Here is a 16,315-nt window from a genome sequence, read left to right as displayed (position 1 = left end):
CTCGCGAACGGGTAACCGGACAGGGTGCTGAAGTGACCCCTATCGGCCGGACACCTCGATGTCTGTCAGGGACTCTCGGTGGATCTTCTCGTAGGTGTCGGGGCTGACGTTACCCAGACGGCTGTGTCGGCGGCGAGGATTGTAGAAGCCCTCGATGTAGGAGAAGACCTCTATCTCCAGCTCATGCCGTGACGGCCAGGCCCGGGTGTAGACCAGTTCGGTCTTGAGGGTGGCGAAGAACGTCTCGGCCATGGCGTTGTCGTAGCAGTCGGCGACCGAGCCCATCGACGCGAGGACGCCGCAGGAACGCAGGGTTCGGCCGAACTCGAACGACGTGTACTGCTTGGGATCCGCGGTCGGTGTGCAGAATGCAGCCGTCCAGGTCGGCGCGTCTGGCGGCGGCGTTGTCCAGCGCGGTGACGGCCAGGCGGGACTTCATCCGCGAGTCGATGGAGTAGCCGACGATCCGGTTGGACCAGGCGTCCTTGATCGCGCAGAGGTAGAGCTTGCCCTCGGCGGTGTGGTGCTCGGTGATGTCGGCCAGCCACAGCCGGTTCGGGCCGTCGGCGGTGAAGTCGCGGCGCACGAGGTCGTCGTGCACTGGTGGGCCTGCCTTGCCGACCTTGCCGCGACGCTTGCGCTTGCCGAACGCGCTCCACCAGCCGTTACCGGAACAGATCCGCCACGCCGTGCGATCAGCCATCGGCTGCCCGGCGTCGCGGGCCTCGTCGGCCAGGAACCGGTAGCCGAACTCCGGATCGTCACGGTGGGCGTCGAACAACGCGTTGGCCCGGTACGCCGCCACCTCCTCGGCGCTGGCGACGGGTCGGGCCAGCCACCGGTAGTAGGGCTGGCGAGCGATCTTCAACACCCGGCACGTCACCGCGACGGGGATCCCGTCGGCGGCCAGCTCGCTCACGAGCGGGTAGAGCCTTTTCCCGGCAGATTCGCCTGCGACAGGTAGGCCGCAGCCCGGCGCAGGACCTCGTTCTCCTGTTCGAGGAGCTTGATCCGCTTGCGGGCCTCGCGCAACTCGGCCGACTCACCGCTGGTCGTGCCGGGCTTCGCGCCAGCCTCGACGTCAGCCTGGCGCAACCACTTGAACAACGTCATCGGGTGCACCCCGAAGTCCTTCGCGACCTGCTCGACCGTCACGCCCGGATCACGGTCACGGGCCACCCGAACGACATCATCGCGGAACTCACGAGGGTAGGGCTTGGGCACAGCGACATCCTTCCAGCCCGCCAACAAGGCAAGCCAACTCAGATGTCACCTACCGGTGCAGCAGACCCGAGTGTGTGCGCGGACCTCGCCAGGGCGATGTCCACGCTGTGGCACGGCCGCGGCGCCGAAGACGTCCGTTGGGCAGGGCCCGGGGAGCGGTGGAAGGGGCTGGCGACGGCGGCGGAGGATCAAGCAGCGGCAGACGAAGCGGTTAGTTCCACGGCGCAGGAGGTTTCTCAGACCGCAGCCGAGCTGCTCGTTGACGACGAGATTGCTGTCCACGACGAAGACGAGGCTGCAGCACGGGTTGGAGGCAGCGCTGATGATCCGTCGGGCGGGGAAGGCGCCGTGCGTGGCCTGGTTCTTCGCATTACCGGCAACGGCGCGGCGGCCATCACACACGCCCGCGCAGCCCAGGCAGATAGCCACCGTAGCGGAGGTCTCCCAGGGATATCCGCCGGATAACCGCGTTGTTGAGTCAGCCAAGCCGCCGCCGGGCGGCCGATCACGGGCGTGCGCGCGGTTGATGGCCCTCTGCCAGCAGGGCGGCCGACAGCTCGACCGCTTGTGGGACAGTCAAGTCACGGGTTCAGGCGATCGCATCGTCGATGAGGCCATAGGGCGGTTGGTCCGCCCGTCCGGAGTAACGCACGACAACATCGTCCTCGACCTCGGCGGGCGGGGCGTTGTCGACGATGATGATCTGGGTCCCGGCCCCTCGGCCGGTGAGCCAGGTGTGCAGGTGCTTGTAGAAGTCCGCGATCGTTACGGTGTCGGCGAACTCGGCATCGCGTTCGCCGGTTTGGCCGAGGTTTTTCTGCGGGCTGTCCAGGAAGAGAAAGCCGGGGTGGGAGCCACCCGACTCCCAGGAGACCTCGAAGATCGCGAGGATCCACGCGAGGGAGATCAGGGTCCGGCCGCCGGAGGATGCCGAGGTGTATCGGAGGTCGCGCACGAACGGGACCAGCTCGTCATTCAGACGGGCGCTACTCAGTTTCGGATACCGCCAGTCGGCCAGGATCGCGGCGAACCGGTCGCTGATGGTCCGGATGATCCCGGCTCGGTCCGTCCGATCTTGACCAGCATTAGCGAGTTCCTCGCGAAGGACCTTGACCGAGGTGTCCAAGCGGAGCACGTCGTTGGCTCGTCTTTCGAGGCTGCTGACCATCTGCAACCCCGTTCTGGCGAGCTGAGCCGCAGCAGTGGCGTTCTGGCGCCGCCGGGCAAGAGCGTCACGTTCGGCGAGGTAAGGGCTTATCGCCCGAGTGGTGGCCTGATCAACTTCGGCTGCTGCTTGCCGTTCAGCGGTACGAGCGGCTTCCATGCGTGGCCTGAGCCGGCTCACTTCTGCGTCCAGGTCATCCACAAATCTGGTTAGCTCGGCCAGGCGCGCTTTGGTCGCGCGCAGCTCGGTGCTGACGTCGAACGGGTTAAGAGAGCTGTCGCCATCCGGCAACACACCGGTTCCTCCGCTCGGACCGGCGGCCGCGCCGTTGATGGCGCCGCTCTGCTCCGGCACGGCTGGGGGCGCTACGTCGCCGAGAGTCAGCGTGCCAGTCGTATCGGCGACCGAGGCGTGGCACAACCCGCACGCCCCGCCTTCGACCCTGATGGTTCGTCCGAGGGTGGATAGACATGCTGGGCAGACCTTGATCTGGAGCGGGTCGAAGAGCTGATGAGCTTCAGTGAGCATGGTCAACTTGGCTACGTCGGCGGCGTACTGTGCCCGCAGCGGAACCATCCGGCGGAGCTGTGTCTCGCGGTCGCGAAGCTTCGCCTCAGCGCGACGTGCTTCCTCCGCGGCTGCTTGATGCCGCCGCCGCTGCGCCTCGGCGAATCCAGCGGCGGCGGCTACACGCTGGTCGATCGCTTCCTGTTCTCGGGCAACGACGGCCAACTCCTCGGCAGCTCGGTCACGGGCCATTTCCAGCTCCATGCGCCCGCCGAGTCGTTGTTCCTCGACGATCTGCTGTGCCGCTTCGTATGCCACCCGGGCCCGGGCCAGCCGTGTCTCCAGGTCTTTGATGCGCTGTCCGAGGTCTACCGCGCGGTCGTCGTGGACGTCGAACACCACGTCGACGACCTGGCGTAGTTTGAGCGCCTTCATGTGCTGGGTCTCGAACAGCAAGGACTTGCTCGCCACGCGCTCGTTCGGTAAGAAGCACAGTCCCATCAGGTCTCGGAAACTGAGCGGGTCTGTGCCAGAGTTCGCCTGGGTGGGGGCCTCGCGGAGCTGGACGCCTTCCAGCCCGCAGTGCATTAGCAAGAGAGAGGAGAGGCTGTCCGGGCTGCCGGGCGGTTTGATCGGCCGTCGTTCAACAGGGGGGCCAGCGCCGTCGTCGAGCATGCCGGGGCGTAGGAAAACCTGGCCGGCTTGATCCCCGAGGCCACGCTCGAGGACGTACGGCGTACCGGACAGTTCCAGCTCGACGAAGGCGTGTAGGACCTTCGCGATCACTTCTGGGTGTCGGGGGTAGTCGCCAGCGCCTAGGCAGTAGTCGATGAATTCCAGGACGGTCGACTTGCCCGTGCTGAAGGCCCCAGCGATGACGGACAAGGAGTTGAGGTTGCCTGTCTCACGATCAACGAAGTCGACCTGGTAGTGGCGTTCGGGCCCGACGAGCCGTAGCCGGCGGATTCGGATGCCTCGTCTGCCCGGCGGCGACGAGGCAGGGTTCGCGGGTGATGTCATGACGACCTGCCCACCCTGTCTTCGCCGAAGGCGTCCGCTTCGTCCAGATCTTCGGGCTCAACGAACAGGTCGGCCAGGTCGATGCGGTGGGGGCCCGAGGGCTGGCGAGTCCATTCGGTCACCTTCTCCCGGAGCGGTCCGGGCCGGACCTTCCTCAGCCTGCGTACGACAATGGTCGCTGCGGTCGTGTAGGAGTGCGCGTACATGGCGGTGAACCGCATCGCCATGTCGACGCCGGCGTCCGTCAACCGGTAAAGGATGTGCCCACGAACTGCGGTGGTCGCCAGGTCGTAAGCGAGCAGGAGCGCCAAGTCGTGCTTGAGCCGCTCTCGCCGTGTGGCGAACCTCTGCGCCGCGCTTGCATAGGACAACGCCCGGTCGTCGAAGCCCGCCATGAGCAACTCGAACCGGTCCGGGTCGTCATCGCTCGACGCCATCAGCAGGGGGTTCGCGGCGATGAAGTCGTACGCGCCGAGCCGTTCCAGCTCTACACCGTCCGGGTGGAACTCGGCGACCACATGGAGGAGAAGCACAAGTTGGGCCAGCCGGAACACCGTGTCGTCCTCCGGCACCGCCACCGGCGGCCGGTGGACGGCGTGGGCCGAGTCCGACGGCGCGGTCACGTGAGGGCTCCGGCGGTCTCGGTGTCGGGATCCCGCTGAGCCGGCGCAGGCACCTGTGCTGGCTGCCCGTCCCGATGCTCCACGACCACGTCTTCCCAGCGAGGGACCCAACCTGCACGGCCGTCCTCGACAATCCGGTGCATCATGCCGCACCGGTGCACGGGCGTCGACCGTAGCTCCGCCGGCCAGGAGTGGCCCATGCTGCGAATCTGTCTCATCACTGACGCGTGCAGACCCGGCAGTTTGGGGCCAGCGGGGTGCAACTCGGCCACCTCGTTGAAAGACGTCTCCCAGATGCTATGCACGGTCGCGTCTGCCTCAACGAGCGCATTAACCTCAGCCGGCACATCCTTGTCGACGATCTCGCGCGCGAGCAGCTCGGCGTTGAAGAACTCCAGTTTTGCCGAGCTGACCTGCTGGTGCCCGGCTTCCCGGAGCTGCCTGACGAACAGCGCGGTCTCCAAGGCGGTCGCCTTCTCCGGCTCGACCCGGATCACCTCGGGTCGGCCCGGCCTCGACTCTGCGGGGGCCTGGTATGGGTCGTAGTAATGGCGCCGGACATTAGCGGCGTCCGGCGAGATCAAGCGCTGCCGCAACTCACCCTCGTGCCAGAGCTCGATCTTGACGTCGCAGTCTTTTTCCGCCTTCTTCTTCCACGTGGACCACCACTTGTCCATCGGGGCGTCCATGCTCGCGGGAACGCACAAGATCCACTTTCGCACCTTGTGGCCATGCTCCGCTGCGGCCTTCATGGCCGACGAGAAGGACTCGCGGATCTGGCCCTGGTGGGAGGGCGTCACCACAGGCATGAAGTATTTCGCCTGCCAAATCACGATCTGCCCCGCCAGGTCACCGACCACGACGTCGATACCCCAGTCGCCCGGGTTGGCCGCGATCACGCGCGCGCCTCGATACCACGCGGCCACCAACTCGCGAATCATCTGCTCGAAGTCGTCGCGCGCGCCAGCCAGGTTGGCGGCTCGGAGTTCGTGCGCGCGAAAGTTGATCGGAGGCTCGCCAGCTGCCAGAACCAGCCCACTCTCCGGCACAGGACCTCCCTCCTCGACGCCTTCGCCGACAGCATTTCAAAGCGGACAGCGCAAAGCAATCAAGGGGTTACAGGACGGCAGGTACCCGATTGCCCATTCGCCTCTTCTTCGCGCACCATCCGGGGAAGTAATTTGTACAGTCCCGCCCGGCGACATCGACTTGGACGCGCCCGGCACTCGCCGAGGTGCACCGAAGGCTGGCCCTCGACGAGCCCCGCAACACCCAGATCGCCGACGACGTCGCCGCAGCCCTGACTCGCGGCCGCAACTGTCTCGTCCTGACCCGGCGGGTCGCCCACGTCGAGGCACTCACCGCCCTGCTCGCCGCACGCGGACACCAGCCACTCGTGCTTCAAGGCGCGATGAGCACCAGCGAACGACGGGCCGTCGTTGACCGACTCGACGGCGCCAAGACCGGCGACGGCCTGCTCGTCATCGGCACCACACCGTTCATCGGTGAAGGCTTCGACGCACCCGCCCTCGACACCCTCTTCCTCGCCGGCCCGATCTCCTACGACGGCCTACTCGTCCAATGCGCCGGCCGCGTCATCCGCGCCGCACCCGGCAAGGACCTCGCCGAGGTCCACGACTACCACGACCCGGCCACCCCCATCCTCGCCGTCTCACTCCCACGCCGCATGCCCGGATACCGAGCCCTCGGCTTCACCAGAACATGAGCGCATCCCATCGCGATCACCATGACTGGTCCGCCGGCTCCAGAGACATGACGCAAGCCAAGCGTGCTGGGCCTAGCCTGGCAGGCTAACGGCCATGGGCCGGTTCTCCGAGGACGAGCTGCAGGCGGTTGTCTCCCGGTACGAGGCGACGCGGGCGCAGGCGTTGACCGAGCGGGACGAGCAACTGCGGGCGTTCCACGCGGCCGGGTGGCGGCCGGTGGATCTGCAGCGGGTCACCGGGTACAGCCGGGAGACGATCCGTCAGGCGCTCCGACCGGAAGTCCGGCCGGCGACCAACATCAGCCGGCGCAGGACATCACCTCAGCCGCCGGCGGACTACCGGCCCTACGGTGACCGGAAGCCCTACGTGGTTGCCGAAGCCCTCACCGAACTACACGGCCCGACCGACAGCACGGTGACGCTCCCGCATCACCTCGACTGGTCCGGGCACGCCGAGTACGACCTGACCCAGCCCGCACGCCTGGCCAGCATGTACAAGGCGGTGCTCACCGAAGCCAGCACCGTCGAGGACCTGAACACCTGGCTCAATGCCGACCTGCTGCGGCGGCTCTGGCCCACCGTGTGGCTGCCACCCCAGCTCCGCCAGCACTGGGAGGACGCCTTCCCCGAACTCGCCGCGACCCGTAGCAACGCGACGTAGCGGTGGACCCCTTCCACGAACCGCCCCGTTCGTCTGGCCCGCAGATCGAACATCAAATGGCCGCGTATCGAACGCTTTGGGTGCCGCATATCGAAAGCAAGGGGCCTCGCAGATCGGAAATGCGGCGGTTATGATGACGCCGTGACCACACCGCATCTGATCCCCCGCCACGCTGCCGCGCAGGTCAACGCTGCTCTGGCGGACACCCGCGTCGTCTTGATCAGCGGGGCACGTCAAGCGGGCAAGAGCACCCTGGTCCGCCTCGTTGCCGGCGATCGTCTGGCCGAGCGCCGCGATCTTGATCGGGCTCAGGACCGGGCGGCGGCGATCGCCGATCCGGTCGGGTTCGTGGACGCCTCCGAACTCCTGGTCATCGACGAGATCCAGCGCGCTCCGGAGCTCCTGTTGGCCATCAAGGCTGCCGTCGACGAGGATCCCCGTCCTGGCCGGTACCTGCTCACCGGATCGTCTCGGCTGTTCGGCATGGTGGCTGCGCCGGACGCGCTGCCCGGTCGGATGGAAACCGTCGAGCTCTGGCCATTTTCCCAAGGCGAACTCGACGGAGCCCTGGACGGATTCATCGACGCCGTCTTCGCGCTCGGCCCGGACCTGCGACACGAGTCGGACGTGACCCGCGCCGACTACGCGGCCAGGATCGTGCGAGGCGGCCTACCCGAGGCCACCGCCCGCACCGACCCGCGCCGCCGCCAACGGTTCCTTGACGCCTATGTCCAGGCGCTCATCGACCGCGACGTGCGGCAGCTGTCCGACATTCAGCACAAGGGCGAGCTACGCAGGCTGGTACGCCTCCTCGCGGCCAGGTCCGCGACCATCATCGCCGCGAACTCCCTCGAGTCCGCCCTCGGACTGAGCCGGCCGACGATCGTCCGCTACCTCCAAGCCCTGGAAGAGATCTTCCTGATCAAACGGATTCCCGGCTGGTCCCGCAACCTCGGCACCCGTGCCACCGCCGCGTCGAAGCTGATCTTCGTCGACTCGGGCATCGCCGCCAACGAAATCGCGACCGACGCCCGGGCACTGCTCCGGCCGGGCGCACCGTTCGGGCCGCTGCTCGAGTCATTTGTGCTGTCCGAGCTGTCCCGCCAGCTCACCTGGTCCGAGCAGTTCGTCGACCTTTCTCACTACCGCGACCAGAGCAGGTACGAAATCGACGCGGTGCTCGAGAACCGAGCTGGTCAGGTGGTCGGGATCGAGGTCAAAGCAGCCAGCACCGTCGGACCCGACGACTTCCGCGGCCTACGCCGACTCGCCGACCGCCTCGGCGACGACTTCATCGTTGGCATCGTCCTCTATACCGGAACCACCACGCTGCCGTTCGGCGACAGACTCCGCGCCATGCCGGTCAGCGCCCTATGGCAGGTTTCCACCTCGACAGCAGGCTGACAGGCCGCTCATCAGCCGTCAGGGGAGTGGGCATGCCCTCAGCCGGGCGGAGGCGGTGGTGTGGCGGCCACGAGCAGGGCGAGTTCCCGGACCAGGTCGTCCAGGGACTGACCGGTCTGCGCGCGGACCAGGCCGAGGGCGAGGTCGGCGAGGAGGTAGAAGCCGAGCGTGCGGGCCTGGTCGGTGTCGAACGAGGCCAGCAGCGCCTCCGCGCCGGCGAGGTCACCGCGGTGGCGGGCGGCGATGACCCCGGCGGCGCGCTGCACGAGGTCGGCGGCGACCGGAACCGGGCCGGTCACGCCGGTCAGAGCTTCGGCGTCGCGTCGCGGGCGGCCTCGAACCGGGCGGTCACGTCGGCCCAGTCGACGAGGTTCCACAGCCGGTCGACGTAGTCCGGGCGTACGTTGCGGTACTGCAGGTAGTAGGCGTGCTCCCAGGCGTCGAAGACCAGCAGCGGGGTGGAGCCCTGCCCGACGTTGCCGTGGTGGTCGTAGACCTGCTCCACGATCAGCCGCTGCCCCAGCGGCTCCCAGGCGAGGACGCCCCAGCCGGAGCCCTGCACGCTCTTCGTAGCCGCGGAGAGCTGGCCGGCGAAGCCGTCGAAGGAGCCGAAGTGCTCGTCGATCGCGGCAGCCAGCTCACCGTCGGGGCGGTCGCCGCCGTGCGGGGACAGGTTGTTCCAGAAGATCGAGTGCAGTACGTGCCCGGAGAGGTTGAACGCGAACGTCTTCTCCAACCCGACCAGCGCCGCGAAGTCACCCTTGTCCCGGGCCTCGGCCAGCTGCTCCAGGGCGTCGTTGCTGCCCTTGACGTACGCGGCGTGGTGCTTGCTGTGGTGCAGCTCCAGGATCTCGCCGGACATCGCCGGCTCCAGCGCACCGTAGTCGTACGGCATGTCGGGCAGAGAGTAGACGGCCACCAGCAACTCCTCACACCATCGTCGTCGCAGAGTTGGGCGGGCACCCCGGCGCTGTTCAGATCATCGCGTTGCCGGAGCACCCGCCCACTGGTGCCAGCCACAGTGGTCGATGGAAAAGTAGAGCTGACCAGCACTTACGCACTTCGCTGAGCTTCCGCAGGCGATTACAGCGGCGCGCACGTGCGACCGGCGCAGAACCCCTGGAAAGAGAAAGCCGCAGGTCATCAGCCTGCGGACACGAATGGAGCGGCGGGTTAGGAAACGATGCTCTATCCCCTGAGCTACGAGGGCGCGAGGGCCCAGTCTAACGGCCTGCGGGTTGACCCGGGGTGGCAGGGAGTGGCCCACGTTCACCTACGTCACCCGGCCCCTGTTCTCCCAGCCTAGGACCACACCCGGAGCACACGGCGCCTGCCGTCGTGGGGTGCGGGTGGTTCAGGTGATGACGCGGACGCCGGGCCGGCGTTCGGTGGGGCGGTGGCGGGCAAGTCGTTGCCAGGAGGTCTGCGGACCGACTCTGGTGGGGTCGGTTGCCAGGCGCCGTCGAGAAGGTCGTCGCCTGCGGCAGGAGGTGTCGACGGCGGGTCACCGTGCTCGGAAGGGGTAGGGCTGGCTGGCGGACGACCGCCAGCCCCTGCCGTTACCCGACGACCCCAACTGCCGGGCCTGCGATCGCTGCCTCAACGGCCTGCCGGGCCGGACGACCCGCGGCCCGTCGAGGCCCCCGGGACCTGATCGCTGACGGACAGGGGTGCGGTTTACTCGGCGTTTCGAGTCGCTGGGCTGCCGGCGATCACCACTCTCGTACGTCCTCACCGACGCGGGTCAGCCGGTGGCGGTGACCGTGGTGGCGGTGACCGTGCCGTCGGCCGACCGGTCGCCCTGCACGCTGACCGTCTGCCCGGCCCGGAGCTTCGCCAGTTCGCTCTTCCGGCTGGTCTGCACGGTGGTGCGGTCGTCGGTCCGCACGGTGACCACGGTGCCGTCGGCGGTCTCCAGGTACAGGACACCGGCGTCGACAAGCTTCACCTTGCCAGTGGTGGCCGCCGCGGCAGGGGCCGGGGTCGACCCGTTGCCGGGCTCTCCGCGCCCCGAGCCCCCGCCGGGGAACCCGCCGGGCACCGCCCCCGGGACGCCACCCATCCGGCCGGGTTGCGCCGTCGCCGGAGCGTCTCCCCAGCGCTGCTGCACCTGCGTCCCGGCCAGGAAGCCGACCAGCACCAGCAGCAGCCCGGCCAGCACGAAGGTGCCCCGGTTCCACAGGCGGCGTGGCGCGGCGGCGGAGAGCGCGGCGGAGAGGTCGCGGTCGGGCTCCGCCGTGCGGTCCGGCGCCCCTGCCGCCTCGTCTCCCACCCGTTCGAAGATGACGGTGTCGGTGGTGTCCATGTCCTCGCCTCTCCGGATGGGCTACTCGTAACGCAGGGCGTCGATGGGGCGCAGCCGGGCCGCCCGGGCCGCTGGCAGGCCGCCGAAGAACAGCCCGATCGCGACCGACACGCCGAGGGCCAGCACGACGGAGCTGGGCACGATCATCGGCCGTACGCCAACGATGGAGAACCGGGACCCGACCAGCGCGACGGCCACCCCCAGCGCCCCGCCGATCAGGCTGAGCAGGGTCGCCTCCGTCAGGAATTGGACCAGGATCGTCCGACGCCGGGCGCCCAGCGCCTTGCGGATACCGATCTCTCGGGTCCGCTCGGTCACCGTGACGAGCATGATGTTGGTGATGCCGATGCCACCGACGAGCAGGCTGATCGCGGCGACCGCGCCGAGTAGGACCGTGAACGTCTCGGCCGTCTCGGTCTGGGTCTGGAGTAGCTGCGCGGCGTTCTGGATCCGGTACGGGGTGCTGCCGGTGCCGGTGCTCGGCATGCGTTGGGCGAGCACCGTGCCGATCTGCGTCTGGACCTCTTCCACCTGCTCCGGGTTCTTCGCCTCGACAAGGATCGAGCTGAGCGTCCCGTAGCCGGTCAGCACCTCGCGTACGGCCCGCAGCGGAGCGACCACCACGTCGTTGGCGTCCTGGAAGCCGGTTGTGGATTTCGGGGCCAGTACCCCGACCACTGTGAACAGCGCGCCGCCGACTGTGACCTGCTCTCCGATCGGGTCGGCCCCGGCGAACAGCTCGTCGACGACTGTGCTTCCGACGACCACCACCCGGCGGCCCTGCGCTTCGTCGTCGACGCTGAACGCCGTGCCGCTGGCGACCGGCGAGTTCGAGGCGTCGAACCAGCTCGGCCGGGTGCCGACGAACTGGCCGACCTCGTACTCCGCGCCCTGGTAGGTGATGGTAGCCGAGGTGCTGACCAGCGGAGACACCGATCGTACGTCGGGCGCGAGCACCGGGTCGGCCAGCGCGTCGGCCACCTCCACGGTGAGCCCGCCGCTGCCCGCGCCCCGGTTGGTGCCGGTCACCGTGAGGGTGTTGGTGCCCAGCGCCTCGATCCGGCTCGTGATCGCCTGAGCCGACCCGTTGCCCACCGCCACCAGCAGGATCACCGCCGCGACGCCGATCAGGATGCCGAGCATCGTCAGCGCCGAGCGCAGCTTGTTGGCGGCCACTCCGCGCAGGGCGAAGCGGAGGGTCTCGACAAGGGTCATCGCGGCACCCCCGCCGTGTGCCGCCCCGGCGCGTCCTGCCGGGTGTCGACGCGGACCTGGCCGTCGAAGAGCCGGACCAGACGCCGGGCCCGGGCACCGACCTCCGTTTCGTGGGTGATCAGCACGATCGTCCGTCCGGCGTTGTTGAGCTGATCGAGGATGACCAGGATGTCCTCGGTGGAGCGGCTGTCGAGGTTGCCGGTGGGCTCGTCGGCCAGCAGCAGAGCAGGCTCGGTGACCAGCGCCCGGGCGACGGCGACCCGTTGCTGCTGCCCGCCAGAGAGCTGGTTGGGGTGGTGGCCGGCGCGATCGGCGAGCCCGACGGCGTCCAGCGCGGCCATCGCGCGACGCCGACGTTCGGCCGGGCGGACGCCGGCGTACGCCAGCGGAAGCTCCACGTTGGCCAGCGCGCTGGTGCGGGGAATGAGGTTGAACGCCTGGAACACGAAGCCGATCAGCCGGTTACGGACCAGCGCGAGCTGCCGGTCGGCGAGACTGCTCACGTCCACCCCGTCGAGCAGGTACCGCCCGCCCGACGGCACGTCGAGACAGCCGAGGATGTTCATCAGTGTGGACTTGCCGGAACCCGACGAACCCATGATCGCCACGTAGTCGCCCGCCTCGACCGAGAGGTCGACGCCGCGCAGCGCGTGCACCGCCGCGTCCCCCTCGCCGTACACCTTGGTCAGCCCGCGGACGTCCAGGACCGGACGGCGCGGCGTGCCCCGGAGGTCCATCAGCGTCCCGCGTTTCCGGCCGGTCGCGGGCCCTGACCGCCACCCGGGAACCCGCCGCCGGGGAAGCCGCCGCCCGGGATGCCGCCGCCGGGAAGGTTCGCGCCACCCCGGGGGCCGCCGCCGTTGCTGCCGGTCCCGGCGGTGCTCTCCGGCAGAACGACCCGCTCGCCCTCGGCAAGCCCGGAGGTGATCTCGTACGCCTGGTTTCCGGCGAGTCCGACCTGCACCCGCCGCGTCTCCTCGCCGGTTTCGGTGACCACGGTGACGGTGCGCCGGTCGCCGCTGCCGCTGACCGCGGCCGAGTTGACCAGCAGGACGTCCTGGGCGGTGCCGGTGACCACGCTGACCGTGACCGTCTGCCCCGGCTTCGCGCCGGTCGGCAGCTCGTCCAGGCCGATCGTGACGCCGTAGGTGACCACGTTGTTCCTGGTGGTGGCCTGGGGGTCGATGGCTGTCACCTTTCCGGTGGCCCGCGCGCCGGACAGCGCGTTCCAGGTGACGGTGGCCGCCTGCCCGCTCTTGAGCCGGGTGGCGTCCGCCTCCGCGACCGCCGCGCTGACCTGGAGGTGGGTCAGGTCGGCAAGGTCCACGAACCCGGAGGCCGTGCTCGACGTGCCCGCGCCCTGCTGGCCACCGGAGCCGCCGGACAGGTTGCCGGACGACCCGCCCCCGGACAAGCTGCCCACCGTGCCGTTCACGGCGACCACCGTGCCGGCCATCGGCGCGGTGAGTCTCGTCCCGGCGACCCCGGCCTCGGCCTCGTCGACCGCGAGTTCCGCCTGGGTCACCGCGTTCTCGGCGGACGCGGTGTCGCCGCCGGCGGCGCGGGCCCGGTCCAGCGCGTTCTCGGCGGCGTCCAGGTTCGCCCGGGCCAGCTTGAGCGTTCGCTCGGCCGCGGCCGGATCCACGGTCGCCAGTAGCTGTCCCTTCTTGACGGTCTGCCCCACCCGTACGCGAATGTCGGTGACCGTGCCGGCGGTGACGAAGCCGGCGCTCGCCGTGGTGGCGCTCTCGATCGAGCCGTCCGCCGTGACCGTGGCGGTCACCGTCCCCCGCGACACCACGACAGTCCGGGCGGCCTGGCCCGGCTCCGCCTGTGCGGCGGAGTCACCGGTGACCGACGACCAGGCCCAGTAGCCGCCGCCGAGCAGCAGCAGGGCCAGTGCGGCGTTCACCACCACGGGAGGCCGGTGCAGGACAGCCGGCAGGCGCACACGCATGGCCGAAGCCTCCACCGGCCGGCTGGGAGGAGGTTCCAGGGAAGCTCAGAGCTGGCTCGGAATCCCCGTCCGTAACTCGGGCCGGTCGGCCGGCCCACGGTCGGCGACGTGTCCCCCGGCGTCGGGCTACCCGGCGGCTTCGTCGGGCGCGGCGGGCAGCAGCACCCGGAACGTCGTTCCCGCCTGCGGTGTGGTGTCCAGCTCGATGCAGCCGCCGTGGGCGTGCACGATCGAGGCGGCGATGGAGAGCCCCAGGCCGGAGCCGCCGCCGTTGCCCCGCCCGCGACTGGGATCCGCCCGGTAGAGCCGCTCGAACACCCGGCTGGCGTGCTCCACGGGAATCCCCGGCCCGTCGTCGTGCACCTCCAGCACCGCGAGCCCGCCGGCCGGCGCGGGCGGCGGGGCGGACCGGACAGCCGCGTCGGCCGTTGACGCGGGCAGCCGCCCGACCCGGACGGTGACCCGCACGTCCGGCCCGGTGTGCTGGAGCGCGTTGCCGACCAGGTTCGCCGCGACCTGGCGGAGCCGATGCTCGTCGCCGAGCACGCTCGGCGGCTCGAACGAGTCGTCGCGGTCGGCCAGGGTGGTCAGCCGGACACGACGCTGCGGTGTGCGGGCGTGCGCGTCACGGATGGTGTCGGCGGCCACCTCCAGCAGGTCGACGGGACACAGCACCGGAATCCGCTGCTGGTCCAGCCGGGCGAGCAGGAGCAGGTCCTCGACCAGCACACCCATCCGGGCCGCCTCGCCCTCGATGCGGCTCATCGTCTCGTCGAGAAGCGGCCCCGGCGGAGCGCCGCCGCGCCGGTACAGCTCGGCGAAGCCCCGGATCGAGGTGAGCGGGGTACGCAGCTCGTGCGAGGCGTCCGCGACGAACTGACGCAGCCGCCGTTCGGAGGCGGCGCGGGCGGCCATCTCGGCGCCGATCCGGTCCAGCATCAGGTTCACGGCCGCGCCCAGCCGCCCCGGCTCGGTGTGCGGGTCGGCCCCGTCGACCCGGTGGGTCAGCTCGCCACCGGTGATACCCGCGACGATGCCCTCCATCCTGGTCAGCGGGCGCAGGCCCAGCCGGACCACCGAGGCCGCGAGCAGGCCCAGCCCGAGCAGCACGGTGCCGGTGACCGCCACGTCGATGAGCAGCAAACGGTCGGCGGTCCGGTCCACCTCGCCGAGAGACACGCCGAGGACCACCACCGCTCCCTCCTGCCCGACCGGCACGGCCAGCAACCGCCAGTCGTCCCCGCCGTCACCGGCCGGAGCGGTGTACGGTCGCCCGGTTGCGGCCCGCGCCGTCACCTCGGCGAGCGTGCCCGGATCCGGAGCCCCCGCCGTCGGTGTGCTGCTGCGTTCGGTGTCGCGGGTACCGTCCGGGCGATAGGCCAGAACCAACTGGTCCTGTCCCAGGCGGGCGAACCGGCCGGGCAGATCACGCCCGGCACCGAACGCTGGTTCGGGCTCCGCCCAGGGGGCCGGACTCGCGGACGACGCGACTCCCGGCGGTGTGGAGTCACCGGGCCTGGGCACCGTCCCCGGCCCGCGGCCGGCGTGCAGCGGGCGGGCCTGGGCTGTCAGCTGGTCATCGATCCGCTGCAGCAGATAGCCGCGGAGCAGGAGGAATCCGGCCGTGTTCGCACCGAGCAGGGCAACCGTGGTGAGCGCACCGACCACGAGCACGAGCCGGGAACGCAGGGTCCAGTGCGCCCACGGGCGCACCCGCAGCCGGCCGTTCACTCGTCCCCGGTCGGCAGCCGAAGGGTGTACCCCACGCCGCGAACCGTGTGGATGAGTGGCGGGCCGAGCCGGTCGACCTTGCGTCGCAGGTAGTACACGTACGACTCGACGATCCGCCCGTCACCGCCGAAGTCGTAGTTCCACACCCGGTCGAGGATCTGCGCCTTGCTCACCACCCGGCCGGCATTGACCAGGAGATAGCGCAGCAGCCGGAACTCGGTCGGCGACAGCTCGACCAACTGGCCCGCCCGGCGCACCTGGTGGGCGCCGTCGTCGAGCTCCAGGTCGGCGTAGCGCAGCATCGAGGTCTCCGGCACCGTCGAGGGCTCAGGTTGGCTGCGGCGCAGGATGGCCCGGATCCGCAGCACCACCTCTTCGAGGCTGAACGGCTTGGCGACGTAGTCGTCCGCGCCGACGACCAGCCCGGTCACCCGATCCTCCACCGTGTCCCTGGCGCTCAGGAAGAGCACCGGCACCTGCCGCCCGGCCGCGCGCAACCGCCGGGCCACCTCGAACCCGTCGAGGTCCGGCAGCATCACATCGAGGACGACCAGGTGGGGATTGAACTCCTCGACGCAGGCCAGGGCCGCCCGGCCGCTGGCGGCCACCCGGGTGTCGTAGGCGACCAGGCGCAGCGCGGCGGCGAGCAGCGTGGAGATGTTCGGCTCGTCGTCCACCACCAGTACCCGGGCAGCGCCGGTTGTGCCGCCGAGAGCGGACGCCGGGCCGCCCTCGGGCGGCCGAAGGATGTCGATCTGCACCGGCCCTGCCTACCGG

The 16,315-nt window shown here is 69.7% G+C and carries 14 protein-coding genes and 1 pseudogene; 3 read left to right on the top strand and 12 right to left on the bottom strand.

What is annotated here, in order from left to right; all coding sequences use genetic code 11:
* Positions 1-39 precede the first annotated feature (39 nt).
* The 4 genes and pseudogenes from JMF97_RS23345 to JMF97_RS23330 all read right to left on the bottom strand — a co-directional run bounded on the left by JMF97_RS23345 (position 40) and on the right by JMF97_RS23330 (position 5,588).
* Positions 40-1,224, bottom strand: a pseudogene (locus tag JMF97_RS23345) (IS3 family transposase).
* A gap of 589 nt (positions 1,225-1,813) precedes the next feature.
* Positions 1,814-3,916: a DNA recombination protein RecN gene (locus JMF97_RS23340; protein WP_238359909.1), complete on the bottom strand. Its 2,103-nt coding sequence runs from the start codon at positions 3,914-3,916 to the stop codon at positions 1,814-1,816.
* Complete coding sequence (locus JMF97_RS23335; RefSeq protein WP_307817069.1) at positions 3,913-4,539, bottom strand: hypothetical protein; 627 nt, start codon at positions 4,537-4,539, stop codon at positions 3,913-3,915. The genes JMF97_RS23340 and JMF97_RS23335 overlap by 4 nt, the downstream gene beginning before the upstream one ends.
* The gene (locus JMF97_RS23330) at positions 4,536-5,588 is read right to left on the bottom strand and encodes a hypothetical protein (RefSeq protein WP_203223448.1); all 1,053 of its coding nucleotides are present in this window, start codon (positions 5,586-5,588) and stop codon (positions 4,536-4,538) included. The genes JMF97_RS23335 and JMF97_RS23330 overlap by 4 nt, the downstream gene beginning before the upstream one ends.
* 185 nt (positions 5,589-5,773) lie before the next feature.
* Here JMF97_RS23330 and JMF97_RS23325 point away from each other — a divergent pair, with 185 nt between their 5' ends.
* From JMF97_RS23325 to JMF97_RS23315, 3 genes are all read left to right on the top strand, one after another.
* Positions 5,774-6,265 (top strand): DEAD/DEAH box helicase, encoded by a 492-nt coding sequence (locus tag JMF97_RS23325; RefSeq protein WP_307817067.1) that lies wholly within the window; start codon positions 5,774-5,776, stop codon positions 6,263-6,265.
* A 94-nt stretch (positions 6,266-6,359) separates the two neighbouring features.
* Positions 6,360-6,926 (top strand): hypothetical protein, encoded by a 567-nt coding sequence (locus JMF97_RS23320; RefSeq protein WP_203223447.1) that lies wholly within the window; start codon positions 6,360-6,362, stop codon positions 6,924-6,926.
* Between the two features lie 141 nt (positions 6,927-7,067).
* The gene (locus JMF97_RS23315) at positions 7,068-8,330 is read left to right on the top strand and encodes an ATP-binding protein (RefSeq protein ID WP_203223446.1); all 1,263 of its coding nucleotides are present in this window, start codon (positions 7,068-7,070) and stop codon (positions 8,328-8,330) included.
* A gap of 38 nt (positions 8,331-8,368) precedes the next feature.
* Here JMF97_RS23315 and JMF97_RS23310 read toward each other — a convergent pair whose 3' ends face one another.
* The 8 genes from JMF97_RS23310 to JMF97_RS23275 form a co-directional block, all read right to left on the bottom strand.
* Positions 8,369-8,629, bottom strand: a complete 261-nt coding sequence (locus tag JMF97_RS23310) for a superoxide dismutase (RefSeq protein WP_203223445.1) — start codon at positions 8,627-8,629, stop codon at positions 8,369-8,371.
* Positions 8,630-8,634: 5 nt separating this feature from the next.
* Positions 8,635-9,249: a superoxide dismutase gene (locus JMF97_RS23305; RefSeq protein WP_203223444.1), complete on the bottom strand. Its 615-nt coding sequence runs from the start codon at positions 9,247-9,249 to the stop codon at positions 8,635-8,637.
* 825 nt (positions 9,250-10,074) lie between these two features.
* Positions 10,075-10,635: a DUF5666 domain-containing protein gene (locus JMF97_RS23300; RefSeq protein WP_238359908.1), complete on the bottom strand. Its 561-nt coding sequence runs from the start codon at positions 10,633-10,635 to the stop codon at positions 10,075-10,077.
* Positions 10,636-10,656: 21 nt separating this feature from the next.
* Positions 10,657-11,850 (bottom strand): ABC transporter permease, encoded by a 1,194-nt coding sequence (locus tag JMF97_RS23295; RefSeq protein ID WP_203223443.1) that lies wholly within the window; start codon positions 11,848-11,850, stop codon positions 10,657-10,659.
* Positions 11,847-12,587 carry an ABC transporter ATP-binding protein gene (locus JMF97_RS23290; protein ID WP_203223442.1) on the bottom strand — a complete coding sequence of 247 codons (741 nt, stop codon included), beginning with the start codon at positions 12,585-12,587 and terminating at the stop codon, positions 11,847-11,849. The genes JMF97_RS23295 and JMF97_RS23290 overlap by 4 nt, the downstream gene beginning before the upstream one ends.
* Positions 12,587-13,807 (bottom strand): efflux RND transporter periplasmic adaptor subunit, encoded by a 1,221-nt coding sequence (locus JMF97_RS23285; RefSeq protein WP_203223441.1) that lies wholly within the window; start codon positions 13,805-13,807, stop codon positions 12,587-12,589. The genes JMF97_RS23290 and JMF97_RS23285 overlap by 1 nt, the downstream gene beginning before the upstream one ends.
* Positions 13,808-13,933: 126 nt before the next feature.
* Positions 13,934-15,538 carry a sensor histidine kinase gene (locus JMF97_RS23280; protein ID WP_307817066.1) on the bottom strand — a complete coding sequence of 535 codons (1,605 nt, stop codon included), beginning with the start codon at positions 15,536-15,538 and terminating at the stop codon, positions 13,934-13,936.
* On the bottom strand, positions 15,535-16,287 hold the full coding sequence (locus JMF97_RS23275; protein ID WP_203223483.1) for a response regulator transcription factor: 753 nt from the start codon (positions 16,285-16,287) through the stop codon (positions 15,535-15,537). Before JMF97_RS23275 ends, JMF97_RS23280 begins: the two co-directional genes overlap by 4 nt.
* Between the last annotated feature and the right edge of the window lie 28 nt (positions 16,288-16,315).

Origin of the sequence: Micromonospora fiedleri (assembly GCF_016774385.1) — a bacterium.
In the GTDB taxonomy this organism is placed as follows: Bacteria; Actinomycetota; Actinomycetes; order Mycobacteriales; family Micromonosporaceae; genus Micromonospora; species Micromonospora gifhornensis.
The sequence above is the reverse complement of the archived record's forward strand: the minus strand, read 5'-3'. Positions and strand labels throughout refer to the sequence as shown.

What these genes read in the sequence shown, in the direction of transcription:
- JMF97_RS23290 (WP_203223442.1), bottom strand. Translation starts at nt 12,587, where the DNA reads ATGGACCTCCGGGGCACGCCGCGCCGTCCGGTCCTGGACGTCCGCGGG.
- JMF97_RS23300 (WP_238359908.1), bottom strand. Translation starts at nt 10,635, where the DNA reads ATGGACACCACCGACACCGTCATCTTCGAACGGGTGGGAGACGAGGCG.
- JMF97_RS23285 (WP_203223441.1), bottom strand. Translation starts at nt 13,807, where the DNA reads ATGCGTGTGCGCCTGCCGGCTGTCCTGCACCGGCCTCCCGTGGTGGTG.
- JMF97_RS23295 (WP_203223443.1), bottom strand. Translation starts at nt 11,850, where the DNA reads ATGACCCTTGTCGAGACCCTCCGCTTCGCCCTGCGCGGAGTGGCCGCC.
- JMF97_RS23320 (WP_203223447.1), top strand. Translation starts at nt 6,360, where the DNA reads ATGGGCCGGTTCTCCGAGGACGAGCTGCAGGCGGTTGTCTCCCGGTAC.
- JMF97_RS23340 (WP_238359909.1), bottom strand. Translation starts at nt 3,916, where the DNA reads ATGACATCACCCGCGAACCCTGCCTCGTCGCCGCCGGGCAGACGAGGC.